This is a genomic window from Streptomyces sp. NPDC001568 (assembly GCF_042893755.1).
Taxonomy (GTDB): Bacteria; Actinomycetota; Actinomycetes; order Streptomycetales; family Streptomycetaceae; genus Streptomyces.
Window position 1 is genome coordinate 57,631 of record NZ_JBIAVF010000010.1, and the last position, 25,036, is coordinate 82,666.

Consider the following 25,036-nt stretch of genomic DNA (forward strand, 5'->3'; position numbering starts at 1 on the left):
CCCTTGAAACGTCGGGCCACCTTACCCAGTGCCCTTCCGGTGTGGCCGGATAGTCTCGGAGGTATGACTGAGCGCAATCGCACCCCGTGGGTGGTCGGGGTTTCCGGGGCGTCCGGGACGCCGTACGCGGCGGCGGTGCTCCGCGGGCTGCTGGCCGCGGGGGAAAGTGTGGACCTGGTGGTGAGCAGGGCCTCCCGGCTCACCCTCCTGGACGAGACCGGCATCGCCTTCCGTGACGCGCACTGGCGCGATGACCTGGCCCGGTGGCTGGAGCGCGGGGCGGACGGGAAGCCGGGCACGTTCGCGGCGCCGGAGCTGGACGACGTCCGTCACTGGGCGGCCGGCGACCTGGCGGCCGGGCCGAGCTCGGGCTCGTACCCCGTGAAGGGGATGTTGATCGTGCCGGCGTCCACGGCCTGTGTGGCCGGGGTGGCGCTGGGACTGTCGAAGGACCTGCTCCAGCGGGTGGCGAGCGTGACGCTCAAGGAACGGCGCCGGCTGGTGGTCGCGGTGCGGGAGACCCCGCTCAGCGGGCAGACCCTGAAACACCTGGTGGCGCTGGACGAGGCGGGCGCAGTGGTGCTGCCCGCCTCTCCGGCGTTCTACGCGGGCGCGACGCACATCCAGGATCTGGTGGACTTCGTCGCGGGGCGGGTGCTCGACGCGGCCGATGTGCCGCACGGGCTGTACCGCCGGTGGGAGGGGGAGCTCGGTGGCTCCCGGCCTCCCGAGGGGGCGAGCGGCGGTGACTAGCGCTTCTTGGCGCTGCGCGGCTTGCGGGTCTTGTCCACGTGGTGGGCGGCGGACGGCTGGTCGGTGCGGGATCGGTTGGCCAGCTCCTGGAGCTGTCGCATGTGTGCGTAGGCCATCTCGATCGTGTACACGGTGAACCACTCCTGAAGATCGTCATTGATCAGTTGAAAGATTCGCAGGGTGTTGACCCTGCACGCCTTTGATTCTATACCTAGACTTGCAGCATCGCCGAATAATGGAAGGCTCCACGTAATGGACACGGTGGACAGGCAGCTCATCCAGGCACTTCGCGAGAACGGTCGTGCCTCGTATGCGGAGCTGGGCCGTCTCGTGGGCCTCTCCGGCCCCAGCGTCACCGACCGCATCAACCGGCTGGAGACGGCCGGCGTCATCACCGGCTACCGCGCGACGGTGGCCGCCGCCGAGCTCGGGCTCGGCGTCACCGCGCTGATCGGCATCTCCCTCTCCGACGCGGCGGACCACGAGGACGTGGCCCGCCGGCTGCGCGACCTCGCCGAGATCGAGGACTGCTGGTTCATCGCGGGCGACGACTCCTTCATGCTGAAGGTCCGCGCCAGCGACGTCGACGGCCTGGAGAAGATCATCCGTAGGCTCTCGGGCACCAAGGGCGTCTCGCGCACCCGCACCACGATCGTGCTCTCCACGAAGTGGGAGAACCGGGTCGGGGAGCTGCCCGAGGAGAGCTGAGAGTACGGTGGGTGGCGGTTGCAGGCAGGTCAGGACAAAGAGGAGACACCGGCATGGACGCTGGGCTCAAGCGTGAGCTGGAGGAGAAGGTCCGCTCCGGCGAGCGGCTGACGCGTGAGGACGGCATCGCCCTCTACGAGTCGGACGACCTGGCCTGGCTCGGTGGCCTCGCGCACGAGGTGCGCATGCGCAAGAACGGTGACGTGGTCCACTTCAACGTCAACCGCCACCTCAACATGACGAACGTGTGCACCGCCTCCTGCGCGTACTGCTCCTTCCAGCGCAAGCCGGGGGAGAAGGACGCGTACACGATGCGCATCGAGGAAGCCGTCCGCCTGGCCAAGGCCATGGAGAACGAGAACCTCACCGAGCTGCACATCGTCAACGGTCTGCACCCCACCCTGCCGTGGCGGTACTACCCGCGTTCGCTGTCGGCCCTCAAGGAGGCGTTGCCGAACGTCTCGCTGAAGGCGTTCACGGCGACGGAGATCCACCACTTCGAGACGATCTCCGGGATGTCGGCCTCCGACATCCTGGACGAGCTGATCGAGGCCGGCCTGGAGTCGCTGACCGGCGGCGGCGCGGAGATCTTCGACTGGGAGGTCCGTCAGCACATCGTCGACCACCGCACCCACTGGGAAGACTGGTCGCGCATCCACCGCCTGGCCCACTCGAAGGGGCTCAAGACCCCGGCGACGATGCTCTACGGGCACATCGAGGAGCCGCGCCACCGCGTGGACCACGTGCTGCGACTGCGCGAGCTCCAGGACGAGACCGGCGGATTCCAGGTCTTCATCCCGCTGCGCTACCAGCACGACTTCGTGGACATGCAGGACGGCAAGGTCCGCAACAAGCTCCAGGCGCGCACCACGATGGCGACCGGCGCCGAGGCGCTGAAGACCTTCGCGGTCTCCCGGCTGCTCTTCGACAACGTCCCGCACGTCAAGGTGTTCTGGGTGATGCACGGCGTCCAGACCGCCCAGCTCGCCCTGCTGCACGGCGCGGACGACATGGACGGCTCGGTCGTGGAGTACAAGATCACGCACGACGCCGACAACTACGGCACCCCGAACAAGCTCGGCCGCGAGGACCTCCTCGACCTCATCCGCGAGGCGGGCTTCCGCCCCGTGGAGCGCAACACGCGCTACGAGATCATCCGCGAGTACCCCGGCCCGGACGCCGACCTGCGCGAGACCCCGCAGGCGATGCGCCTCTGAGCGCTCGCAGCCCTCGACGGAGCCCCGGTCCCCAGCGGACCGGGGCTTCTCCGTTGCCCGAGCGGGGATGTAATGATTAGACTGCGCTAATGACCCTTACTTTCACCTTCGATCCGGTCGTCGACCCCGCCCTGCGCGACGGCATCGTCGAGCTGTGGACCGAGGTGTCCAACGCCGGTGGCGCGGTCGGCTTCGTCCCGCCCGTCACCTCCGACGAGGTCCGGCCCGAACTGCTCAAGCACCTCACCGCCATGGCGGAGGGTCGGCACCGGCTGCTGGTCGGTCGGGACGCGGCGGGCCGGGTGGGCGCCGTCGCCTTCCTCGCGCTCAACACGCACCGGCTGATGCGGCACTGGGTGTGGGCCTACACCGTCATGGTCGACCCGGCCCTCCAGGGGCGCGGCGTCGGCCGCGAGCTGATGACGGCCCTCGCCGACGCGGCCCGGTCACTGGAGGGCATCGAGGCCGTCCGCCTCACCTGCCGCGGCGGCCTCGGCCTGGAGCGGTTCTACGCAGGCTGCGGCTACAAGGAGGTCGGCCGCGTCCCCGACGCCATCCGCGTCGCCCCGGGCGACGACCGCGACGACATCACCCTCCTGCTGCCGCTGCACTGACCCCCGGCGGGCCGTCACGGGGCCCCGGCGTGCTTCACTGGACGGGCCCAAAACATCATGCCCGTAGGACGACGAGAGAGAAGGGGTCACCGTGTCCCTCAAGACGAGCGCGACGATCCGCTACACCGCGATGCGCCTGGGCGTCTTCGTCGGATGCCTGGTCCTCGTCGCCCTGCTGGTCCGCCTGGGCTGGGTGCCCTCCGGCCTCGGCGACGCCAACCCCGCCTGGATCGTGCTGCTCGCGCTCGTGCTGTCCGCCCCGCTGTCGTTCGTCCTGCTGCGCAAGCAGCGCGACGCGATGTCCGTGCAGATCTCCGGACGCGTCGCGGGTGCGAAGGACAAGCTCGCCGCGAACCGCAGCCAGGAGGACGGGGCCGACGACGCCGCCCGCGTCGGCTGACCGAGGCCGCGTTGGCTTCCTCACACACCGAACCGCCCCAGCTACGGGAATACCGCCCGTAACGCTGGGGCTTTCGCGTTTTCCGGGCCGAACGGGCCGGGCGTCGGCCCCTTCTGGATCAAAGAATCGCTTTGGGCTTCTCAAAGGAGAAGTGTTAGCGTGTTCAACATGTTGACCACAGTTGCGCACCCGATGACCGCGAGCGTCCCGCTCGTGGCGCGCCTGCACGTCGACCTCTGCCGCCGCGTGTCCGCGGCCTGTTGCTGTTGCCGCTGATTCCCTCTGCAGTTGAGCTTCCCTCCGCAGTCGAGCTGAATCGATACAGCAGCGGTCCCGGCCGGCCCGGCCCCTTCCGGCTGCTGCCGCACCGCACCCCTCGCAGAACCTTCCGCCGTACCTCGTGCGTCCCCCCGGAGAGTGTCCGTGTCCGCCACGCCCCAGGCCCAGGCTCCCGCCAAGGCCTCCTTCAAGTTCCCGTTCTGGGCCCAGATCGTCGCCGGTCTCGTGCTCGGTGTGCTGTTCGGCTGGCTCGCCCGCAGCCAGGACATCAGCTGGCTGAAGACCACCCTCGAACAGGTCGGTGACATCTTCGTCCAGCTGCTGAAGCTGGCCGTCGCCCCGCTCGTGTTCTTCGCGATCCTGGTGTCCATCACCAACCTGCGGAAGGTGAACAACGCCGCGCGGCTCGCCTCCCGCACCCTGCTCTGGTTCATGATCACGTCGCTGATCGCGGTCGGCATCGGCCTCGCGATAGGCCTGCTGACGAACCCGGGCGCGGGCACCGGCCTCACCCCGGCCGACGGCAAGGAGCCCAAGCGGACCGGCTCCTGGATCGACTTCCTGACCGGCATCGTGCCGAAGGACATCATCACGCCGTTCACCGAGCTGAACGTGCTCCAGATCGTCTTCCTGGCCGCCGTCGCCGGTATCGCCGCCCTCCAGCTCGGAGCCAAGGCCCAGCCGGTCCTGAACCTCGCCGAGTCGGTCCTGGAACTCCTCCAGAAGGCCCTGTGGTGGGTCATCCGCCTCGCCCCGATCGGCACCGTCGGCCTCATCGGCACCGCCATCGCGAGCTACGGCTGGGACCTCATCGGCAAGTACGCCACCTTCACCGCCGACGTCTACATCGGCTCGGCGCTCGTCATGTTCGGCGTCTACCCGCTGCTGCTGTGGGCCGTCGCCAAGGTCAACCCGCTGCACTTCTACAAGGGCGCCTGGCCCGCGATCCAGCTGGCCTTCGTCTCGCGCTCCTCGGTCGGCACCATGCCGGTCACCCAGAAGGTCACCGAGCGCCTCGGCGTCCCGAAGGAGTACGCCTCCTTCGCCGTCCCGTTCGGCGCCACCACGAAGATGGACGGCTGCGCCGCGATCTACCCGGCGCTCGCGGCGATCTTCATCGCGAACATCTTCGACGTGCAGCTGGGCATCAAGGAGTACCTGCTCATCGCGTTCGTCTCGGTGGTCGGCTCCGCCGCCACGGCCGGTCTGACCGGCGCGACCGTGATGCTGACCCTGACCCTCTCCACGCTGGGCCTGCCGCTGGCCGGTGTCGGCCTGCTCATGGCGATCGACCCGATCCTCGACATGATGCGCACCGCCACCAACGTGGCCGGCCAGGCCGTCGTCCCGGTCATCGTCTCCGCCCGTGAGGGGATCCTGGACAAGGAGGCGTACGCCACCGCCTCCGCCTCCCCGCTGGACGAGAAGGCCGACCCGGCCGAGACCCCGGCCGAGGAGAAGGCCGGCGCCCCGGTCCCCGTCACCGCCTGATCCGGACGCGCCCCGAGCGCGCCCACCCGCCGCGACCCCCGCCCCCGTCCGGGCGGGGGTCGCGGTGTTTGCGCGTTCGGGGACTCCCGGCTCACACGGTCAGGGCCCGGACGTAGGCGACGCCGGCGAGCAGGAACGGTACGGCGTACCACCAGCGGCCCATCGTGCGGTGGAAGACCGGGACGGCCGTCAGCAGCAGGCCCGCGAAGCACACCGCCACGCAGACCCCGGCCAGGAACCGCACGTCGTCCCGCAGCGGGTCGTGCACCGACTGCGGGCTCATGGCCAGCGCGAGGAAGCAGGCGTACACCGCCGGTACGTAGAGCAGCGCGAGCGGGACGCCGAGCACCCAGCGCAGACAGCCCCGGTCCTCCGGCAGGTCGATGCTCTCCCGCCGGTGGGGCCCGTTGCGCGTGCGGGGCGTGGTCCGGGCCGGGGGCACACGGGCTTCCACGGGCGACGTCAGGAGCGCGCGACGAACTCGGCCCAGGCGCCCGGGGAGAACGCGAGGTGGGGGAGCGCGGTGTCCTTGGAGTTTTCGACGCCGAAATCGGCGGCCCGCTTGCCCGCCTCCTCGCGCCACACCCTCAGCCGGCGGCCGAGCGCCGACAGGACAGCGACGCCCTGTTCGTCGTCCGGGTCGACGTCCCAGCCCGCGTCTTCCGTACCGTCCGTGTCCATCGTCATGCCCGCTCGCTCCCGACGCACCGAAATCGACTCAGCAGTCCTGCCCCTACGGCGTCCGGGACAGCCCCTCCAGCGCGGGACAAGCGCGGGACAAAGCCCGGACCGCAGAAGGCTCGCCCTGAAAACGGTAGGCAGGGCGCTCCACGCTGAGCGATGTGAATACTCAAATCTGGTTCACCGAATACCAGTTCGGCGTGCGGCTCGCTGTCGAGCAAGTGCGTTCCTGGGGACTGTCGCCGGACGGGCCCGCACGGGAGGGTGCCGGGGCGGGACTTCCAGGTCGTGCTCACCCGTACCGGCGGTGTGCTCCGGATCGAGGTGGTGGACACGCGCCGGGACCGGATCCCAGGACTTCGCGACCCGGACGTGGACGCGGAGTCCGGGCGAGGGCTGGCACTGGTGGCCGCGCCGGCCGATCGGTGGGGCGTGGATCAGGGGCCGCCGCCGCGCAAGGTGGTCTGGGCGGAACTGGACCTGCCCGGGGAGGGGCTCAAACCGTGACGCGGGAGGTCGGAACGCGGTCGTGCTCGACCTTTAAGTACCAAGTACCGAGGTGGAACCAACCAACCCCACCCCTCCGGCTCCCCGCTCACTCACACGGGTGAACTACGCCAACTGGGCTGGCTTTTGATGCGGTTGAGCGGCATATGCTCGGCCCCACAACTCCCAGACATGAGACGGCCCCCGCCGGGACTGGCATCCCGAACGAGGGCCTGACCAAACAGGAAGAAAGCAGCTTCCGCATGGTGTCAAAGCACCCTAGCGCGCCCTCGCGCGCTGCGTCCCGGGTTCCTGCCGGGACCATCCGATCCGGTGTAGTCCACGTCAACGTGCGGCACGCCCACCACTACACCGTGGTGGGCAACCACCTCGCCCAGCACCCGGCCCTGTCGCTGGTGGCCATCGGCCTCGCCCTGCACATCCAGTCGCTGCCGACCGGCGCCAAGGTCGGCATCAAGGCCCTCGCGGAGCGCTTCCCCGAGGGGGAGGTGCGCATCGCCGGAGCCCTTCGGGAGCTGGAGGCGCACGGCTACCTGGAGCGCAGCCGCGTACGTACGCCCGAGGGCCGCCTCCTGACCAGGACCGTGTCCTACAACCACCCTCGGGGCGCCGCACCGCCACTGCCCCCGCACACCGACGAGCCCGACCCGGACCCGGACCCGCAGCCGGACCCCGACCCCGAGCTGGACCCGGAGCTGGACCCGGACCCCGACCCGGCACCAGGCGCCGTACCGGTTCTTGCTCCCGTGTCGGCTTCCGCATCCGGGATCGCCGCGGGCCTCCCGAGCCAGGAGGCCATGGATCTGCTCGCACGGCTGCGTTGCGACGATCCCCGGCTGCTGCTCGCGGAGGAACGCGTACGGCAACTGGCGCCCGGCGTGGCCGCCTGGCTGGAGCGGGGCGTGCATCCCGAAGCCGTGCGGCACGCCTTGACCGCCGAACTGCCGGCCGACCTCCGGCACCCGGCCGCATTGATCGGCTACCGGCTGCGGACGTCCATGCCCCCGCATCTCCCCGCACCGCCCCCGGTCACCGCATCCTCGCGGCCCGACCCGCTCCAGAACTGCGACGGCTGCGACCGCGCCTTCCGCGCCCCGGCCCCGGGCCGCTGCGTCGACTGCCCACCCGAGACCCACGCCGCGGTCGCCTGAGCGGGCCACGGGGCCTGTTCTCACGCGCAGTTCGGCTTGGGCCCGGGCACCGTCACCCGGCCGCGTTCCGGGTGTCCGGGCCGGCGTGGGTCGCCAGGAACTCCGCGCGTTCGGGCGTGGCGGGGAGCGGGGCGACGGCCGTGGCGAGACGGGCCGCCAGGTCCGGGAAGAGGAGCCAGGCCGTGGCGGGGCGGGTGACGGCGGCGTGCAGGAGGTCGCCCTCGTAGAAGCAGGCGTCCAGCAGCGGGTCGTCGACCAGCAGGTCGACCGCCAGCGGCAGGACGTGGGGGAGTGCCACGTCCTGGCTGATCAGGGTGCGCAGGTCCGCGGGCGCGAGGCTGCCCAGGGGGCGCCGACGCAGGGCGTGGACCTTGGTGGCGAGGCTCGTCGCGTTCGGCGACGCGGGTGGCCACGGGGGGCCGTCGATCTCGTCGAGGGTGCGGTCCAAATGGTGGAGCATCATGTCGCCCTTGCGTCTGCCGAGTTGCGGAAGAGTGGAGAAGCCTCCCTGTCTACCAGTCGGGAGCGCCTATCGGCGGGAGTACGAGCCGATGCCGACGAGGCAGTACACGTACTCGTTCAGGACGCTGCCGCCCATCGTGTAGCGGTAGGAGAAGGCGTATTCGGTCTTCGAGTTGGTGTTGCAGCGGTCCATGTCCGAGGTGAACGGGATGCTTTCGATCACCCGGTAGTGCGCGTCGGACGCCGAGCAGGGGACCTCGTCCACACCCGTGACGCGTTGCGCCGTCGTCGAGTCCGGGAGCTCGCCGTTGAGGCAGGTGCCCCGATCGAAGGGGGTGGGGGCCTCGGCGCTGGGGGTGACGGGGTAGTAGGGCGCCGAGGTGGTCGGGTCCGGTGCCGGCGCGGCGCTCTGCGAAGGCGTCGACTCGGTCGCCATGTGGGTGGGGGCCGGGGCGTAGGACGGGGAGTACTGGTCCGCGCTCGGCGACTGCGAGGAACCGGCGGCGGTGGACGCCTTGTCGTCGGAGCCGTCGTCCCCGGTGTTCACCATGAAGAAGGCGACGGCGACGGCCGCGGCCACGCCGAGGGCCACCAGACAGCCCGCGCGGCCGGACGTGGCGGGCGCACCGGGCGCACCCGGCGACCCGGGCGCACCGAACGCGGCGGCGGCCATCGGGGTCGTCGCGCCGACCGTGCCGCCGGTCACGAGGATCCGCAGTAGTACTTCCTTGCCGGCCACCTGGGCCCGGATGAGGTCGCCGTTGCGGGTGGGCGGGATGCGCAGGCTGACCGGGCCGCCCGCGAGGTCGACGCTGATGACCGTCCCCGCCGCGGCCTGCTCGGCGGTGAGCGAGAGCTGTATTTCCTGTGACGACACCGGAGTCCCCTTCCGATCGCGGGCCCGAAGCCGTCGGACGGACCGCCCCGATTCTGCCCGCTGCGCGTCGGCGAGCGCACGCGTTCTGCCATACGGAGTAAGGCAGTTGACCATCCAGATGGTCAAAGGGATTGAGGATCGGGCCTGTTCGAGGACGTGACCGCTTCACTACCCACATGGTGCCATTGCCATCGGCATCATGCTGCTGAGGTTGAACGCCGCGGCCGGTCGCCCCCCGCACGAGCAGGTCGCGGGCGTCATCCGACGTGCCGTCGACGAGGGCGAATGCGCCCCCGGGGACCGGGTCCCGACATCGAGTCCGCCCGGGTCGAGGAGCGCGGGCCCGCCCGCGCCGGCGGCTGGGGTTACCGGATCGACGGGCTCGGTACGACCGTGATGCCGCGCGGCGGCGAGTGCCTCGTGATCCGCGCCGGGGGTCGGGACTTTGCCGTGAGCGTGGACGACGCCGAACGCGGCGCCGCCTTGCTGAACTCCCTGAAGGCCGCGGGGGATCGGGCGGGAGGCTGACTTCCGGCGGCCGTCCCGAGGGGCGCCGCACGGGCCCCCGCGTGGGGAAAGACCCGGTCCGGGGGGTGGTCGGACCGGGTTACCCGTGCGTAGATTACCGGCGGTAACTCCGATCGATCCGAGGAGAGCGCGCCGTGCATGCCGAGCCGAAGCTGGTGGAGCCCGTCAAGACGACCGTCGCCGGGGTGGTGCGGGAGGTCTCCGTACCCCCGCTCGCGGGGATGCCGCAGAGAGGCTCCCTCGGGGACCTACCGTTCGACAACGCCCGCGAAGCCCCCGGTGAGGCCGTCCTCGCCCGCAAGGCGCCCGACGGCACCTGGCACGACGTCACCGCCGACCGGTTCGCGGCCGAGGTCCTCGCCGTCGCCAAGGGGCTCATCGCCGAAGGGCTCAGAGCGGGCGACCGGCTGGCCATCATGGCCCGCACCACCTACGAATGGACCCTGCTGGACTTCGCCGGCTGGGCCGCCGGCCTGGTCACCGTACCGATCTACCCGACCTCCTCCGCCTCGCAGGCGCGGTGGATCCTCTACGACTCCGGCGCCGTCGCCTGCGCCGTCGAGGACACCGCGCAGGCCCGGATCATCAGCGCCGAACGCGGCAACCTGCCCGGGCTGGCGCACCTGTGGGAGCTCGACACGGGCGCGGTGGCCCGCCTCGTCAAGGCCGGGGAGCACCTGCCCGACGCGCTCGTGCACGCGCGCCGGGAGGCCCGTACGCCGGACACCGTCGCCACGCTCGTCTACACCTCCGGCACCACCGGACAGCCCAAGGGCTGCGTGCTGACCCACGCCAACTTCTTCGCCGAGGTCGACAACGCGGTGGGGCTGCTCCACCCGGTCTTCAAGTCGGTCACCGAGGAACCGGCCTCCACCCTGCTCTTCCTGCCGCTCAGCCACGTCTTCGGGCGGATGGTCGCCGTCGGGTGCATGCGGGCCCGCGTCAAACTCGGCCACGCGCCGAGCATCCGCACCGAAGAACTGCTCGCCGACCTGGCGGGCTTCCAACCGACGTTCCTGCTCGCCATCCCGTACGTGCTGGAGAAGGTCTACAACACCGCCCGCGCCACCGCCGAGCGGATGGGCCGCGCCGCCTCCTTCGACCGGGCCGCCAGGATCGCGCAGAGCTTCGGCGAAACGGTCGAGGGCAAACGCCCCGGCCTGGGACTGCGCGCCGCCCACGCCCTGTACGACCCGCTCGTCTACCGGCGCATCCGGGCCGCCCTCGGCGGGCGCGTCCGCTACGTCCTCAGCGGCGGCTCCCCGCTCGGCCGGCGGCTCGCCGCCTTCTACACCGGCGCCGGCGTCGAGGTCTTCGAGGGCTACGGACTGACCGAGACCACGGCCGCCTCCACCATCACTCCGCCGCTGCGCCCCCGCCTCGGCACCGTCGGCTGGCCGCTGCCCGGCACGTCCGTACGGATCGCCGACGACGGGGAGGTGCTGCTGCGCGGCGCCCACGTCTTCGCCGGCTACTGGAACGTCGCCGCCCAACCGGCGGGCGACTGGCTCGCCACCGGGGACATCGGCGAACTGGACGCGGACGGGTACCTGACCATCACCGGCCGCAAGAAGGACCTGATCATCACCTCCGGCGGGAAGAACGTCGCCCCCGCGCCCCTGGAGGACTGGCTGCGCGCCCACCCGCTGGTCGGCCAGTGCATGGTGATCGGCGACAACCGGCCGTACGTCACCGCCGTCATCACGCTGGAGCCCGACGGGCTGGCGCACTGGCGGCAGATGAACAAGAAGCAGGGCGTGCCGATCCGCGAACTGGTCTCCGACGAGGACCTGCGCGCCGACCTCCAGCGGGCGGTGGACGAGGCCAACCGGACGGTGTCGCGCGCCGAGTCCATCCGACGCTTCACCGTCCTGCCGGGGGACTTCACCGAGGCGCGCGGGCACCTGACACCCTCGCTCAAACTCCGGCGCGGCGCCGTCGCCCGGGACTACGCCGCCGAGATCGACGCCCTGTACCGGGGGCCGCGGGAGCGGTGAGGGCGGGGCCGGTTGACGACGCCCGTTCGCGATGCCGGTTGACGATGCCCGTTCGCGACGCCGGTTCGCGATGCCGGTTCGCGACGCCCGTTCGCGATGCCGGTCATATGATCACGGCGACCCGGTGTGCGGAGATCGACCGCGCGCCCGAGCTTCGGGGGAAGCCGTGACCGTGAGCCTGTCCGCGATCGTGCGCAGGGCCGTGCGCAAGGCCGTGTCCGCAGCCGTGCCCAGGGCCGTGCCCGGAGCTGTCTCCGTGCTGGTGGTCGTCGTCTGCGCGGGCGGCGCGCTGGCCGGGTGCTCCGGGGCCGAGCCGAAGCCGAAGCCCACCGCGGACGCCGCGCCGACCCCGCCCCCGATCGTCATCCGTACCCCGGCCCCGGCCACGACCCCGCCGCCGGCGGGCACCGAGGAGTTCGGGCCGGTCGTCGCCCGCGACGGCGACGCGACCGCCCACGCCCCCGTACGGGCCGCCGGCGGCGTGCTGCGGGTGCCCGTCTCCCTCACCAACCGGGGCACCGTACGGGCCTTCTACGAGGTCACCCTGCGCGTCACCGGCCCCGACGGCTACGAGGCCACGGGCAGCTTCAGCACGGACACCGTCGGCGTGTACCCGGGCGCGTCCTGGCCCACCGAGGTCGAGGTGTCGATGCCGGGCCGGGCGGCGCCGGCCGACCCGAAGGTGGAGATCGCCGAGGTCCAGGTGGACCGGCACTAGGCCGGGCCGCGGACAGCCCCGCGCCCCGGCGGGAAAGACCCGCCGGGGCGCGGGGGCGGGGCCGTCTAGCAGTTCCCGCGGGCCGGGCGGCCCGCGAAGCGGTCCGCGAGCCAGTTGCCGACCTCCAGGGAGTGCGTGATCACGCCGCTGACGTGTTCGCCGAGCCAGATCGTGTCGAACTCGACGTTCGCGCCCTTCGCGCACCACTCCGAGCGCAGCCGGCTGCCGACCCCGTACGGGATCAACTCGTCGGCGAGCGCGTGGTACTGGTACACCGGCGCGGCCGGGGCGGTGCCGCCGAGTCGGCTCCGGTCGAGGCGGGCCCGCCAGTCCGGCTGCTCCAGCGGGTTGCGGGTGGTCAGGTCGGAGATCCGCTTGAAGGATCCGGCGATCGCGTCGATGGCGACGCAGTGCTCCTTCATCCCGCTCACCAGGGCCTTGCCCGCCGGGTTGAGGTAGGAGTCCAGCCTCAGCTCGGGGAAGGCCGCGTCCTGCCCGGCCGCCGCCATGAAGATCAGTCCGGATCCGTAGGAGCCGTTGTTGAAGTCGGCCACCTTCCGCAGGTCCGCCGGGACACCGCCCGTCGCCGTGCCCTTCACCTTCAGCTCGGGCGCGTACGAACCCTGCAACTCGGCGGCCCAACTGCTGGCCTGGCCGCCCTGCGAGTACCCCATGATGCCGACCGGGGTGTCCGGGCCGAGCCCCGCCGCGGGGAGGCGCAGTGCGGCGCGCGCGGCATCGAGGACGGCGTGGCCCGCCGACGGGCCGACGGTGTAGGTGTGCACGCCCGGGGTGCCGAGGCCCTCGTAGTCGGTGACGACCACGGCCCAGCCGCGCAGGGTCAGCTGCTGGATGAGGTTGGCCTCCATGGAGGTGCCGTACGGCAGGTTGTTGCTCGGCGCGCAGGAGTCGCCCATGCCGACCGTGCCGACGGCGTAGGTGATCAGCGGGCGCGGACCGCTGCGGCCGTCCTGCGGGACGATGACGGTGCCCGAGACGACGTTGGGGGCGCCGTCGGCCGTGGTCGAGCGGTAGTGCACCTTCCACGCCTTGGTGTTCGTGGGCTGCCCGGGCAGCGGGTGGAAGGCGGAGGGCGCGCTGGAGACGAGGTCACCGGGCGCGCCGGCGGCGGCGGGGGCGGAGGTGTCGGCGGTGGCGGCGGAGGGGATCCAGGCGGACATGGCCATGGCGGCCACGACGGCGAGGGCGGTCCTGCGAAATCGCATGGGGCGGCTCTCCCAACGGTCCGTACGGGGTGGGTGAGGAGAAGGTAGTGACCGACCGGTCAGGATGTCGCTGACTGCGCAGCTCACCTTTCCTGACCCGGAGGCCCACCCTCCCCGACACCCGCCCCGCCGCCGGGCAGCGGCGCGCCGACGCCGCACCCGGAGCCGCCTTCACGACACGCCCTGTCCCCCGGACGCGATCCGGTACGCCCCCGGTGTCGTGCCCGTCCAGCGGCGGAACGCGCGGTGGAACGCGGTGTCCTCGGAGAAGCCGAGCCGGGCGGCGAGTTCCGCGATCGGCTCGCCGCTCTCGGCCAGCCCCGCGATCGCCGCGTCCCGCCGTACGTGGTCCTTGAGCTGCTGGAACGACGTCCCCTCCTGCCGGAGCCGGCGCCGCAGCGTCGCTGGGGACACCGCGAGCCGGGCCGCCACCTCCCCGAGCTCGGGCAGTCGCGGGGAGGTCCGCAGCCGCCGCGTCAGGGTCCGGCGCACCTGCTCCGCGACGGTGGTCCCGTACGCGGGGCGCGAGAGCAGGTCGAAGGGGGCCCGGCGCAGCATCGCGTCCAGCGCGGCCTCGTCCCGCACCAGGGGCGCGGTCAGCCAGTGCGCGCCGAACACCGCCTCGGTGCGCCCCGCGCCGAAGCGCACCGGGCAGTCGAAGAGCAGCGCGTACTCGTCCGCGTGCGGCGGCGCCGGATAACTGAAGGACGCCGAGGTCAGCGGGATGCGCCGGCCGATCAGCCAGCTCGCGAGCCGGTGCCAGATGGCGAGCACGCACTCGGTGAGGAACCGTTCCTCGTCCCGCTCGAAGTCGTTGCCGACGCTGAACCGGGCCTCGCCGCCGTCGGCGTCGACGTGGAGCTCCAGCTCGGGCCCGCCGGGGAACAGCCCGTAGAAGGCCGCCCCGCGCTCCACGGCCGCACCCAGATCCCGGCAGCCCAGCGAGGCGTGACACATCATCGCGAACGTGCCGGGCCGGCTCGGGACCGCCGACAGGCCGAGGAACTCGTCCTGCGTGGTCCGGTACAGCGCCCGGAACAGCCGGGCGAACTGCGCGGAGGTGATCAGCGCCCGGTCGTCGCCCAGCAGCAGCGGCGGGATCTGCGCTTCCTGGAGCAGCGGCAGCAGGTCGAAGCCGGCGCTCCGCGCCCCCGCGAGCACGGCGCGCACGTGGTGCACGGTGACCGTCCGCCTCCCCATGACCTCGACGGTAGCCGCAATGAGCGCTGGGGTCAGTGGTGGTGACGCGTCCGGTCATGCCGGAGCCGGCCCGCCGGTGCCTAGCGTCGTGGGTCACCTACTGCGGGAGGGCACGCGATGGACGGTCGGCCGGACACGCTGGCGGAGTTCACCCGGTGGACGGAGGAGAGGTACGGCCCCGGGACGGCCCTGCGCTTTCGCGCGGGACCGGACGGCTGGACGACCCGGACCTACGCCGAACTGGCCGCCTCCGTACGGGCGGCCGGGCGCGCCCTGATCGGCCCGGACCTGGCCGTCGCGGCGGGCGAACGGGTGGCCGTCCTGGCGGAGACCGGGCCGCTGTGGACGTACACGCACTTCGGGGTGCTGGCCGCCGGCGCCGTCCTCGTCCCCGTGTACCCGACGGCGGGGGAGGAGGAGTTGGCGTGGGTGCTGTCCGACTCCGAGGCGGTCGTGGCCGTCTGCGACGACGCCGCCCGGGCGGCCCGGGTGGAGGCCCTGCGGCCGAAGCTGCCCGCGCTGCGGGCCGTCGTACGGATGGACGCCCTGGCCGGGCGGGCCGCCGCCCCGGAGGCGCGACTGCGGGAGCGGGCGGCGGCGGTGGGCCCCGACGACGACGCCTCGATCGTCTACACCTCGGGCACCACGGGCCTGCCCAAGGGCTGCCGGCTCACCCACGGCAACTTCGGGGCGGTGCAGGACGGCACGCTGCCCCTGGTCCGGGGCGGGCCGGGGGACTCCACGTACCTGTACCTGCCGCTGGCGCACCTGCTGGCGCAGCTGATCCAGTTCACGACCCTGCTGGAGGGCGGTGAGCTCTGCTACTTCGGGGGCCGGGTGGAGGACGTCGTCGCCGAGCTGGCCGAGGCCCGACCCACGCACCTGCCGTCCGTGCCGAGGCTGTTCGAGAAGGTCCACGCGGTCGTCCTCGCGCTTGCCGACGGGCAGGAGGGCGGCCGGGAGCGCTTCGCGGAGGCCGTCCGGCTCGGGGTGCTCGCCTGCGAGGGCCGGCTGCCCGAGGAACTGCGGGCCGCCCACGAGGCCGCCGAGGAATCGCTGTACTCCCTGGTCCGGGCCGCCTTCGGAGGCCGCCTGAAATGGGCGCTGACCGGCGGCGCCCCCATCGCCCCCGACACGCTGGACTTCCTGCGCGCCTGCGGGATACGGGTCTTCGAGGGCTACGGGATGACCGAGTCCGGCGGGGTGATCAGCCTCAACCACCCGGACGCCGTCCGGTACGGCACGGTCGGCCGTCCCATCGCGGGCTGTGAGGTCCGGATCGCCGCGGACGGGGAGATCCTGGCCCGCGGCCCGATGGTCTTCCCCGGCTACCACGCGAACGCCGCCGCCACCGCGGGGACCCTCGACGCCGACGGCTGGTTGCACACCGGGGACCTCGGCGAACTCGACGGCGACGGCTTCCTGTCCGTCACCGGCCGCAAGAAGGAACTCATCATCACCTCGGCGGGTAAGAACATCACCCCGACCGAGGTGGAGTTCGCCGTGCGGGCCGCCTCCCGGTACGTCTCGCGGGCCGTCCTGATCGGCGACCGGCGGCCCCACCCGGTGGCCCTGATCACCCTGGACGCCGAGGAGGTCGCCGCGTGGGCGGCCCGCCGCTCCCTCGACCCCGGACCCCGCCCCGGAATCCACCCGCAGGTCCGCGCCCTGGTCGCGGAGGCCGTCGCCGCCGCCAACGCCACGGTCTCCCGCCCGGCCCGCATCCGCGCCTTCCACATCCTCGACGCGGACTTCTCCGTCGAGGACGGCACCCTCACCCCGACCCTCAAGCTGCGCCGCGGCGCGGTCGCCGAGCGGTACGCGGCGCAGATCGAGGCGCTGTACGGGGGGTGAGGCGGGGGCGCCGGACGCCGGAGCCCGGCCCCGAACCGGACCCGGAGCCCTGAACCGGACCCGACCCGACCCGGCCCGGAGCCCCGACCCGGCCCGGAGCCCGGACCCGGCCCGGAGCCCCGACCCGGCCCGGAGCCCGGACCCGGCCCGGAGCCCGCCCGGAGCCGGCCCGGAGCCCGCGTCGGGCTCAGGCCAGGGCCCGGCCCAGGCGGTCCAGGCCCTCCGTGATCTCGGCGGGGGTGTGCGTGGTGAACGACAGCCGGAGCGTGCGCGGGTCCGGGGTGCCGGTGAAGAAGGGGGCGCCGGGCACGTACGCCACGTCGTGCGCGACGGCCGACTTCAGCAGCGCCGTCGCGTCGTACCCCTCGGGGAGCCGGGCCCAGACGAACATGCCGCCCTGGGGACGGTTCCACTCCGAGCCGGCCGGGAGCGCCCCGCCGAGGCCGGCCAGGAGGGCGTCCCGGCGGGCCCGGTAGGCCTCGCGGACCGTGGCCACGTGCGCGTCGAGGTCGTGGGCGGCCAGGTAGTGCGCGGCGGCCAGTTGGTCCACCGTCGAGGTGTGCAGGTCCGCCGCCTGCTTGGCCACCACCGCCGCCCGGCGCAGGGCCGCCGGCGCGCGCAGCCAGCCGAGGCGCAGCCCCGGCGCCATCACCTTGGAGAAGCTGCCGAGCAGGGCCGTACGGTCCTCGGCGCCGGGCTGGGCGGCCAGCCACGGCTCGTGGTCGCCCTCGTAGCGCAGGTCCCCGTACGGGTCGTCCTCCACCAGCCACAGGCCGTGGTGGGCCGCCAGCGCCGCCACCTCCGCCCGGCGGGCTCCCGGCAGGGTGCGACCGGTCGGGTTCTGGAAGGTGGGGACGGTGTACAGCAGCTTCGGGCGCTCCCGGACGAGGATCTCGGCCAGGGCGTCGGGCAGGAGCCCTCGTGCGTCGCAGGGGACCGGTACGACCCGGGCTCCGGCCAGGCCGAAGCACTGGAGGGCCGCCAGATAGGTGGGGTTCTCGACGAGCACCGTGTCGCCGGGCTCCAGCAGGGTCGCCGCGAGCAGGGCGAGCCCCTGCTGGGAGCCGGTCGTCACCAGGACGTCGTCGGCCGTGGTGGCCAGCCCGCGCGCCCGGGCCCGGACCGCCACCGCCTCGCGCAGTTCCGGGGCGCCCTCGGTGGTGGAGTACTGGAGGGCCCGGGCGGCGGCGGGGCCGCTGAGGGCCGCCTCGTAGGAGGCGCGCAGCCCGGCCGTGTCGAAGAGTTCGGGGGCGGGGAGCCCGCCGGCGAAGGAGATCACCCCGGGGCGTTCGGTCAGCGCCAGGATCTCGCGCACCGGTGAGCCGCCCACCGAGACGGCGCGGGCGGCGAAGGAGGGCAGGGGGCGGGCTGGGGCGGAGGGGCTCACGGGGGCTCCTTCGGATGGTGGGTGCGGCGCAGCCTAGCGAAAGAAGGTGCAGATGGCACCTACTTGTTCACCAGGTGAACGCTCCCCGCCCCCTCCCCAACTGACGCCTCATCAGATACACCGGAGCCATGACAACGGACGAGCGAGCAGCAGAGCCGGACGACGTGGCGGCCCCGGGCGCCGGCGACACCCGGGGCCAGGACACCCGGGCGGAGGACTACGCCGCGCTCGCGGCCGTAGGCCCGTACGGCGTCCGCCCCGGCCACGCGCTGATCACCATGGTCGAACCGCACCCGGGCCACGAGTTCGCGTACAACCGCTGGTACGAGGACGACCACTACTACGCCGGCGCCATGGCCATGCCCTGGATGTACGCCGGCCGCCGCTGGGTGGCCACCCGCGAGCTCCAGGAGCTGCGCTACCCGGAGAAGTCGGCGGTGGCCCAGCCCGTGACCGCCGGGTGTTGGATATCGACGTACTGGGTGACCCAGGGCCGCTACGACGAGCACATGAAGTGGACCGTCGGCATCAACAAGCGGCTGAACCGCGACGGCCGCGTCTACCGCGACCGCACCCACGTCTTCACGGCCTTCCAGGACCACGCGGCCACGGTCTACCGCGACGGCGCCGCCGGCCCCCGCGACTTCCACGCCCTCGACCACCCGTACGCCGGGCTGGTGGTCCAGGTGGTCGATGCCGAGGGGCCCGAACAGCGCGCGGAGCTGCTGGAGTGGCTGCGCTCCCGGGCCCTGCCGAAGAGGCTGAACGGTTCTCCGGCGGCGATGGTGACCGTCTTCCGGCCGACGCCGCTGCCCGGCGACCGGATGACCTACGTCAAGCAGGTCGAGGGGGTCGACACCCGACTGACGCTGCTGTGGTTCCTGGAGACCGACCCGCGGGCCTGCTGGGACCACTTCCGCGGGCTGGACGCGGAGGTCGCGGAATCGGGGCTGGGGCGGGTGGAGCTGGTGGCGCCGTTCATTCCCACCGTGCCGGGAACGGACCGGTACGTCGACGAACTCCGGTAGGGGCTCGCGTCGATGTTCCGCTTGGCGTTCCGGTCGGGGTTCCGGATGGAGTTCCGGTCGGTCGTTCCGGCGGCCGGGCGGGGTGCCGCCCGCTGCCCGGGTCCCGGTGTCCGGGCCGCCGTGCCCCGGGTGCGGGCACGGCCGAGCCCCCTCGGCCAGGACGGCGGGCCGGTCGAGAGGGCTCCGATCAGTGATGCGCGTACAACAGTCGAGGTGGACGGCGTGATGTTCAGACGAGGCGCCCCGACCGGCCCTCGGTGACGTCGGTGACGAAGGAGGTCCAGGAACCCGGCGCGAAGGTGAGGGACGGGCCGTCCTGCACCTTCGAGTCTCGGACCGAGATGGATTCCACCGCGGGGGACTTGACCTCGACGCAGGCGCCGTTTCCGCCGGAGTACGAGGACTTGGTCCAGTTTTCCGTGGCGCCCTGACGAATAGCCATGTTTCTCTCCGGTTCAGCGAGTAGTTCCGGTTCGTGCCGGCCGAATTCTCCGGCCGACGTGATCGACGCTACCCGCACCTCCCGACGGGTGAAGGAGGCATTCACTCGACCGGGTGGCATATTCCATTCAGGCCTTCTGTGGCTGGGGATGGACGGTGTACCGTACCCGGCCCTCCGTCGTCCCCAGCCACTTCCGCCACCCAGGCCCCACCCGTTACGGGGCTTTGACCGCGTAGTGCTCGATGATCTCGCCGATGAACTGCCGGGTCTGCTCGACGTTGAGCGCCTGGGCGCGCAGGTGCTCGTACATCACGCTGTACTTCTGGACGTCATTGGCCTTCTCCAGGTACAGGTCGCTCGTCACGCCCTCGATGTAGACCACCGTCGAGTCCGAGGCGTCGGGGAATTCCAGGATCGCGTACTGGCCGTTGACACCGGGGTGCGCGCCCATCGAGAAGGGCATCACCTGCACCGTGATGTACGGCTGCTGGGACTGCTCTATCAAGTACTCCAGCTGCCGCACCATCAACTGCGGATCGCCCACGTGCCGGCGCAGCGCGGCCTCGTCGATCACCGCCCACAACCGCAGCGGGCCGACCTCCGGATTGTTGTTGTCCGTCTCCGAGAGCCGCTTCTGGCGGTGCATCCGGACCTGGACGCGCTTCTCCACGTCGGCGGGCGCGGTCTCCGGCAGGGCGCCGCGGATCAGGGCCTGCGCGTAGTCGGGCGTCTGGAGCAGCCCGGGGACCATCTGCGGCTCGTAGGTGCGCAGGCTGGCCGCGTCCGTCTCCAGGCCGATGTACACGCTGTACGGGATGTCGCCGAAGGCGTGCCACCAGCCCTGTTGACGCGAGTCCTTCGCCATCTGCATGAGCGAGTCCACGAGGCGCGGGTCCTCGACCTCGTACACCTCGCACAGGTCGCGGACGTCGCGCTGGCTGATGGACCTGCGGCCGTTCTCCAGTCGGCTGATCTTCGACTGGGAGACGAGGAGGCGCTCGGCGACCTGTTCGGCCGTCATGCCCTTGTCCTCGCGGAGCTTGCGCAACTCCATGCCCAGTCGGCGGCGTCGGACGGTGGGATTGACATTGGACGCCACGGGTCGGCCCCTCTCTCTGTGTGTCTGCTGTTCAGCAGACTGCCACCGAAGGGCGCGACGCCGCTGGGGAACGGCAGGGAAATGCGAACGCGCGAGGTGGCGGGGCCGGTGGTCCGACCCCGCCACCCCGCGCGCAGGCGACCTGCGGACCGGGTCTTTGGGGGACTTCCGGCCGAGGTGCTGACAAAGCGGTGGAGCGGTGGAACGGTGTGCAGTGGACCCCGCGGCGGTACAGGGGTGTCGCGGGCCCCACGGGTCGTGCCTGCCGGCGCGCCGTCCGCCCGCTAGTGCGCGGCCACGCGGGCCATCGCACCGGTCCGGCGCGGCTGCAGCGGTACGCCGCCGCTCGCCGGGGGCCGGGCGGCCGGCGGAGCCGGAGCACGGTCACGGCGCGGCTGAGCGGCCACGCCGTTCTGGACGTCCATCACGGCGTGCGCCACGAGACCGCCCATCGGGTCGTGTCGGATCAGGTCCCGAAGTCGGGACCTGGACGACCGCCCCTCGTTGCCGGGGTACAGGTGCTTGCCGAGTCCGACCGCGTGGGCCAGCGCGGCGAGCGCCGCGGTCCGCGGGTCCGGCGGTACACCGGTGCGGATCGCACTGTCCAGCCGGGCACGGATCTCCCGGCTGATCGCCGTGTCGGTCGCCTGGTAGCGAGTCGTCGGCAACACCCCGCACATCTGGCCCGCGACGGCATGGACCATGCCGCAACGCTCCAAGTGGGCGAGGTAGATCTGGCGGAGCCCCAACCGGGGTCCACCGATCCAGTGGACGGCCCGTACCGGGCTGCCGCGACGGCGCAGCAGTTCCAGTGCGGAGTCCAGTGTCGGATCTCCTGTCGGCCGTGGCATCACCACGGCGATACGATCCCCGTCAGGGGCTATCCGTCCTGCCAGAGCCAGCTCCACTAGCTGTGCCCCGGCCAGGCCGAGGTCGAGCGACTGCGGCTGCGCCGTGGTTCCCGTGGTCGGGTCCAAAGCGAGCAGCAGAAGCTCCTCCGGAATTGTTCTGCGGCTCTTGCCCATCCATGCCTCCCCGCGTGGATGAGTGACAGGGTGACGCCTCTCACATTCATCTGTCGAGAGCGCGTGGCCGCTTTGTGGGGGAACCCGTAGCTATGTCGTTCTCGTCTCGCACGGGGGCGATGCCCCCTAGACGGGACACTGTTAGACGGTTCGGACAGCGACCGGACGGCGATCGAGGAGGAACGGTGGCGGGCGAGTCCCCCGACAAGTCGGTAGATGAAGGAGCGTCGGGGGCGGCGGAGTCCTCGTCCGCGGAGCGGGATCCGCGGATGTCGGTGTTCCAGCCGCGCGACCCCCTGAAGGAGGCCGTGGCGGCCTGGGTGGCGACGGCCGAGCCGGCCGAGCCGGCCCGGAAGGCGGGTGCGGCGGCCGGCAAGGGCGGGCCCGAATCGGGCGCCGAGCCGGGGGACGGGACGTCCGCCGACGGCGGCGACGCCGCCGCGGGCGCCGACGAGACCCAGGCGTTCGAGGCCGTGCCCGACGCGCAGCCGTCCCCCGGTCGGGTGGACTCCCCGGCCGCCCCCTCGAAGTTGGCGGGCCTCGTACGGCAGTCCGCACCCGCGGAGGCGGACCGGAAGTCGGGCTCCGCTGCGACGGACGACGCGGACGGCGCGGACGGCGCGGACGGCGCGGATGCGGATGCGGATGCCGGTGCGGACAAGCCCGGCGTGACGGCGTTCGGGGTGGCCAGGTCAGGTTCCGCTTCGAAGTCCGGTGCTGGTTCCGCTTCGGCCGCCGGCGCTGCTTCCGGTACGGGTTCCCGGGGTGCTTCCGAGGAGGCGCGGGGCGGGTCCGAGGAGTCGGCGCGTGATGGGCGTGCTGCGGACAAGCCCGCGACCACGGCCTTCGGTGTCGTGAAGTCCGGCCCCGCCAAGGAGGACGGCCAGGCCGACGAGAGCGAGCGCACGGCCGTGTTCCGGGCACCGAAGGTGGATTCCGCTTCGGGCACCGGGGCCGCTGCCGCGAACAAGCCCGAGGTGACCGCGTTCGGGGTGGTCAAGTCCGGCTCCGGTTCCGCTTCCGGTGCCGACCGGGACGGTGCGGGGAAGCCGGCGCGCGACGCCCGGACCACGGCGTTCGGGGTGGTCAAGCCCGAGCAGAAGCCGGATGCCGGGTCGGGTGCCGAGCCCGATGCCGAGCCCGATGCCGGGCCGGGCGCGACGCCGGCTGCGGCCGACAGCGAGCGCACGGCCGTCTTCCGTGCGGTGAAGTCGGACTCGGCGCCCCCCGCCGCGTCCGAGGCGCCCGCCCGGAGCACGGCCTCGGCCGACGCTGCGAAGGGCGCCGCCGGGTCCAAGGACACCGACGCCGCCGAGAACACCCGCAACGGCGGCTCCGACAGCGAGCGCACGGCCGTTTTCCGCGCCGTGAAGCCGGACTCGGCACCGCCCGCCCCCGGGAAGACCCCGCCCGCGGCGCCCGACAGCGAGCGCACGGCCGTCTTCCGTACGGTGAAGCCGGACTCGGCACCGCCCGCCCCCGGCAAGACCCCGCCCGCGGCGCCCGACAGCGAGCGCACGGCCGTCTTCCGCGCCGTGAAGCCGGACTCGGCGCCGCCCGCCGGCCCGGGCCGGCCCGCCTCGGCCGCGGACGGGCCGAAGAAGCCCGCCACGGACGCCAAGGATCCGAAGGACCCGAAGGACCCGAAGGGCGCCGCAGGTCCCAAGGACCCCGCGGACGCTCCGGGAACCAAGGCCGACGGCCCGGCCGCCGGTGAGGGCAAGGGTGCCGACCGCCCCGCGGGCGGCAAGGGAGCCCCGGGCCCCACCGACGGCAAGCGCCCGGGCGGCGCCGGCTCCGACAACGAGCGCACCGCCGTCTTCCGGGCCGTGAAGCCGGGCGGCGCTCCGCCGGCTCCGGCCGGTGACGCGGCCAAGGCGGCGGGGGAGCGTGCGTCCAGCACCTTCGTCCCGCTGCGCGGTGACCTCCCGGCCCCGCCGAAGCCGACCCCGGCGGCCGGACCCCCGGCCCCGCCGAAGCCGGCGCCGACGCACCCGGCCGCGCCCGAGCCGGCGACCCAGGCCCCCGCCGCCCCGGCCGCCGCAGCCGCCGCCGCGACCGCGAACCGGCTCGACTCCAGCGAGCGGACCACGCAGCAGCCGCTGCCGCCCAGGCCGCCGCTCGACATGCTGGCGGACCTGACGAACAACCCGCCCCCGCCGCCGAGCCCGCTGCGCACCGCCGTCCGGCGGTTCAAGATCTACGCCCCGATCGTGCTGCTGCTGGCCGTCGTCCTCGCCGTCGTGCAGCTGGTGCGCCCGCTGCCCGCGCCGAAGCTCGCGCTGACCGCGCAGTCCTCGTACACCTTCCCCGGCGGGAAGCCCGACCTGCCCTGGCCCACCGAGGGGCAGGCCTCCATGGCCGCCGCCGGCCTCGGCACGATCGGCTCCTCCGGCGAGCAGAAGCCGGTGCCGATCGCGAGCGTCACCAAGTCGATGACGGCGTACATCATCCTGCGCGACCACCCCTTCAAGAAGGGTGAGAAGGGCGCGATGATCGACATCGACAAGACCGCCGAGACCGAGGGCCAGAAGGACAAGTCGGACAACGAGTCGACCCTCAACACGGTCAAGGAGGGCGACAAGATCTCGACGTACGACGCGATCGCGGCCCTCATGATCCCGTCGGCCAACAACATCGCGAGGCTCCTCGCGCGCTGGGACGCCGGTTCCCAGGAGGCGTTCGTCAAGAAGATGAACGACACCGCCAAGGAACTCGGCATGACCAACACCACGTACACGGACCCCTCGGGTCTGGACGCGACCACGGTCAGCACCGCCGAGGACCAGGTGAAGCTCGGCCTGAAGATCGTCGAGATGGACGCGCTGCTGGACATCACCCGCAAGCCGAGCTGGGTCGACCCGTACGGCAAGACCTGGCCGAACTGGAACCGCCTGGTCCCGGCCAACGATTCCCTCGGGATCAAGACCGGTACGACGACCAAGGCCGGCGGAAACCTCCTGTTCGCCGCCCAGAAGAAGGTCGGCGGCACCAACCAGCTGATCGTCGGCGCGGTCCTCGGACAGCACAAGCCGCCGATCATCGACAGCGTCATCGCGGCGAGCCGCACGCTGCTGATCGCGACCCAGAAGTCCCTCGAAGGCGCGCCCGTCGTCAAGAAGGGCGACGTCGTCGGGTACGTCGACGACGGCCTCGGCGGCCGGACCCCGGTCGTCGCCACGGCCGACGTCCAGGCGGTCGGCTGGTCCTCGCTGACCGTGGACATCAAGCTGGGCGACGGGGGCGCGAAGCTCCCCGGGACGGCCAAGGCCGGAACCGAGGTCGGCGTGCTGACCGTCGGTGACGGAGCCAGTCAGGTGAAGGTGCCCGTGGCGCTGAAGACCGAGCTGGCCACCCCCGGCATCGGCAGCAAGCTCGTCCGCGTCGGCTGA

24 protein-coding genes and 2 pseudogenes are annotated in these 25,036 nt (G+C 72.4%); 15 read left to right on the plus strand and 11 right to left on the minus strand.

Annotation, left to right across the window (positions count from 1 at the left end):
- The first annotated feature begins 63 nt into the window (after positions 1-63).
- Positions 64-753, plus strand: coding sequence for a UbiX family flavin prenyltransferase (locus tag ACFY0I_RS19460; protein WP_388897047.1), 690 nt, complete (start codon positions 64-66; stop codon positions 751-753).
- Here the strand turns inward: ACFY0I_RS19460 and ACFY0I_RS19465 are convergent.
- The gene (locus tag ACFY0I_RS19465) at positions 750-884 is read right to left on the minus strand and encodes a hypothetical protein (protein ID WP_388897050.1); all 135 of its coding nucleotides are present in this window, start codon (positions 882-884) and stop codon (positions 750-752) included. The two genes, ACFY0I_RS19460 and ACFY0I_RS19465, sit on opposite strands and share 4 nt — an antisense overlap.
- 121 nt (positions 885-1,005) lie before the next feature.
- Between ACFY0I_RS19465 and ACFY0I_RS19470 the strand changes: the two genes are divergently transcribed.
- From ACFY0I_RS19470 to ACFY0I_RS19490, 5 genes are all read left to right on the plus strand, one after another.
- Positions 1,006-1,461, plus strand: coding sequence for an Lrp/AsnC family transcriptional regulator (locus ACFY0I_RS19470; protein WP_281206151.1), 456 nt, complete (start codon positions 1,006-1,008; stop codon positions 1,459-1,461).
- 53 nt (positions 1,462-1,514) lie between these two features.
- On the plus strand, positions 1,515-2,678 hold the full coding sequence (gene mqnE / locus ACFY0I_RS19475) for an aminofutalosine synthase MqnE (RefSeq protein ID WP_388897053.1): 1,164 nt from the start codon (positions 1,515-1,517) through the stop codon (positions 2,676-2,678).
- An 89-nt stretch (positions 2,679-2,767) separates the two neighbouring features.
- Positions 2,768-3,292, plus strand: coding sequence for a GNAT family N-acetyltransferase (locus ACFY0I_RS19480; RefSeq protein WP_388897056.1), 525 nt, complete (start codon positions 2,768-2,770; stop codon positions 3,290-3,292).
- A gap of 130 nt (positions 3,293-3,422) precedes the next feature.
- On the plus strand, positions 3,423-3,692 hold the full coding sequence (locus tag ACFY0I_RS19485) for a DUF4229 domain-containing protein (RefSeq protein ID WP_388897599.1): 270 nt from the start codon (positions 3,423-3,425) through the stop codon (positions 3,690-3,692).
- Positions 3,693-4,115: 423 nt separating this feature from the next.
- The gene (locus ACFY0I_RS19490; protein WP_388897059.1) at positions 4,116-5,462 is read left to right on the plus strand and encodes a dicarboxylate/amino acid:cation symporter; all 1,347 of its coding nucleotides are present in this window, start codon (positions 4,116-4,118) and stop codon (positions 5,460-5,462) included.
- A gap of 91 nt (positions 5,463-5,553) precedes the next feature.
- Here ACFY0I_RS19490 and ACFY0I_RS19495 read toward each other — a convergent pair whose 3' ends face one another.
- The gene (locus ACFY0I_RS19495) at positions 5,554-5,904 is read right to left on the minus strand and encodes a hypothetical protein (RefSeq protein WP_388897062.1); all 351 of its coding nucleotides are present in this window, start codon (positions 5,902-5,904) and stop codon (positions 5,554-5,556) included.
- Positions 5,905-5,924: 20 nt separating this feature from the next.
- Positions 5,925-6,149: a DUF397 domain-containing protein gene (locus tag ACFY0I_RS19500; protein WP_388897065.1), complete on the minus strand. Its 225-nt coding sequence runs from the start codon at positions 6,147-6,149 to the stop codon at positions 5,925-5,927.
- A gap of 282 nt (positions 6,150-6,431) precedes the next feature.
- Between ACFY0I_RS19500 and ACFY0I_RS19505 the strand changes: the two genes are divergently transcribed.
- Positions 6,432-6,650, plus strand: a complete 219-nt coding sequence (locus ACFY0I_RS19505; RefSeq protein ID WP_388897068.1) for an ATP-binding protein — start codon at positions 6,432-6,434, stop codon at positions 6,648-6,650.
- Positions 6,651-6,979: 329 nt separating this feature from the next.
- On the plus strand, positions 6,980-7,801 hold the full coding sequence (locus ACFY0I_RS19510; protein WP_388897071.1) for a helix-turn-helix domain-containing protein: 822 nt from the start codon (positions 6,980-6,982) through the stop codon (positions 7,799-7,801).
- Positions 7,802-7,853: 52 nt separating this feature from the next.
- Here ACFY0I_RS19510 and ACFY0I_RS19515 read toward each other — a convergent pair whose 3' ends face one another.
- The gene (locus tag ACFY0I_RS19515; protein WP_388897074.1) at positions 7,854-8,264 is read right to left on the minus strand and encodes a contact-dependent growth inhibition system immunity protein; all 411 of its coding nucleotides are present in this window, start codon (positions 8,262-8,264) and stop codon (positions 7,854-7,856) included.
- Positions 8,265-8,330: 66 nt separating this feature from the next.
- Complete coding sequence (locus tag ACFY0I_RS19520) at positions 8,331-9,140, minus strand: hypothetical protein (RefSeq protein ID WP_388897077.1); 810 nt, start codon at positions 9,138-9,140, stop codon at positions 8,331-8,333.
- Positions 9,141-9,339: 199 nt separating this feature from the next.
- Here ACFY0I_RS19520 and ACFY0I_RS19525 point away from each other — a divergent pair.
- The 4 genes and pseudogenes from ACFY0I_RS19525 to ACFY0I_RS19540 all read left to right on the plus strand — a co-directional run.
- A pseudogene (locus ACFY0I_RS19525) lies at positions 9,340-9,456 on the plus strand (GntR family transcriptional regulator); the annotation flags it as partial.
- Positions 9,450-9,668, plus strand: a pseudogene (locus ACFY0I_RS19530) (DUF1648 domain-containing protein); the annotation flags it as partial. The pseudogenes ACFY0I_RS19525 and ACFY0I_RS19530, both read left to right, overlap by 7 nt.
- 134 nt (positions 9,669-9,802) lie before the next feature.
- Positions 9,803-11,665 carry an AMP-dependent synthetase/ligase gene (locus tag ACFY0I_RS19535; protein WP_388897080.1) on the plus strand — a complete coding sequence of 621 codons (1,863 nt, stop codon included), beginning with the start codon at positions 9,803-9,805 and terminating at the stop codon, positions 11,663-11,665.
- Between the two features lie 172 nt (positions 11,666-11,837).
- Complete coding sequence (locus ACFY0I_RS19540; protein WP_388897082.1) at positions 11,838-12,383, plus strand: hypothetical protein; 546 nt, start codon at positions 11,838-11,840, stop codon at positions 12,381-12,383.
- Positions 12,384-12,448: 65 nt separating this feature from the next.
- On the opposite strand, the gene ACFY0I_RS19545 is transcribed toward ACFY0I_RS19540, so the two are convergent.
- Positions 12,449-13,609, minus strand: coding sequence for a lipase family protein (locus ACFY0I_RS19545; RefSeq protein WP_388897085.1), 1,161 nt, complete (start codon positions 13,607-13,609; stop codon positions 12,449-12,451).
- Positions 13,610-13,780: 171 nt separating this feature from the next.
- Positions 13,781-14,809 (minus strand): AraC family transcriptional regulator, encoded by a 1,029-nt coding sequence (locus ACFY0I_RS19550; RefSeq protein ID WP_388897088.1) that lies wholly within the window; start codon positions 14,807-14,809, stop codon positions 13,781-13,783.
- A gap of 117 nt (positions 14,810-14,926) precedes the next feature.
- Here ACFY0I_RS19550 and ACFY0I_RS19555 point away from each other — a divergent pair, with 117 nt between their 5' ends.
- The gene (locus ACFY0I_RS19555) at positions 14,927-16,663 is read left to right on the plus strand and encodes an AMP-dependent synthetase/ligase (protein WP_388897091.1); all 1,737 of its coding nucleotides are present in this window, start codon (positions 14,927-14,929) and stop codon (positions 16,661-16,663) included.
- A 187-nt stretch (positions 16,664-16,850) separates the two neighbouring features.
- Here the strand turns inward: ACFY0I_RS19555 and ACFY0I_RS19560 are convergent, their stop codons facing one another.
- Positions 16,851-18,050 (minus strand): PLP-dependent aminotransferase family protein, encoded by a 1,200-nt coding sequence (locus tag ACFY0I_RS19560; protein ID WP_388897094.1) that lies wholly within the window; start codon positions 18,048-18,050, stop codon positions 16,851-16,853.
- Between the two features lie 128 nt (positions 18,051-18,178).
- Between ACFY0I_RS19560 and ACFY0I_RS19565 the strand changes: the two genes are divergently transcribed.
- Entirely contained in the window at positions 18,179-19,078 is a 900-nt protein-coding gene (locus tag ACFY0I_RS19565) for a hypothetical protein (protein ID WP_388897097.1), read from the plus strand.
- Positions 19,079-19,307: 229 nt separating this feature from the next.
- Here the strand turns inward: ACFY0I_RS19565 and ACFY0I_RS19570 are convergent, their stop codons facing one another.
- From ACFY0I_RS19570 to ACFY0I_RS19580, 3 genes are all read right to left on the minus strand, one after another.
- The gene (locus ACFY0I_RS19570; protein WP_388897100.1) at positions 19,308-19,520 is read right to left on the minus strand and encodes a DUF397 domain-containing protein; all 213 of its coding nucleotides are present in this window, start codon (positions 19,518-19,520) and stop codon (positions 19,308-19,310) included.
- Positions 19,521-19,734: 214 nt separating this feature from the next.
- Complete coding sequence (locus tag ACFY0I_RS19575; RefSeq protein ID WP_388897103.1) at positions 19,735-20,619, minus strand: helix-turn-helix domain-containing protein; 885 nt, start codon at positions 20,617-20,619, stop codon at positions 19,735-19,737.
- A 284-nt stretch (positions 20,620-20,903) separates the two neighbouring features.
- Positions 20,904-21,644 (minus strand): GPP34 family phosphoprotein, encoded by a 741-nt coding sequence (locus ACFY0I_RS19580; protein WP_388897105.1) that lies wholly within the window; start codon positions 21,642-21,644, stop codon positions 20,904-20,906.
- Between the two features lie 269 nt (positions 21,645-21,913).
- Here ACFY0I_RS19580 and ACFY0I_RS19585 point away from each other — a divergent pair, with 269 nt between their 5' ends.
- Complete coding sequence (locus tag ACFY0I_RS19585; protein WP_388897108.1) at positions 21,914-25,036, plus strand: hypothetical protein; 3,123 nt, start codon at positions 21,914-21,916, stop codon at positions 25,034-25,036.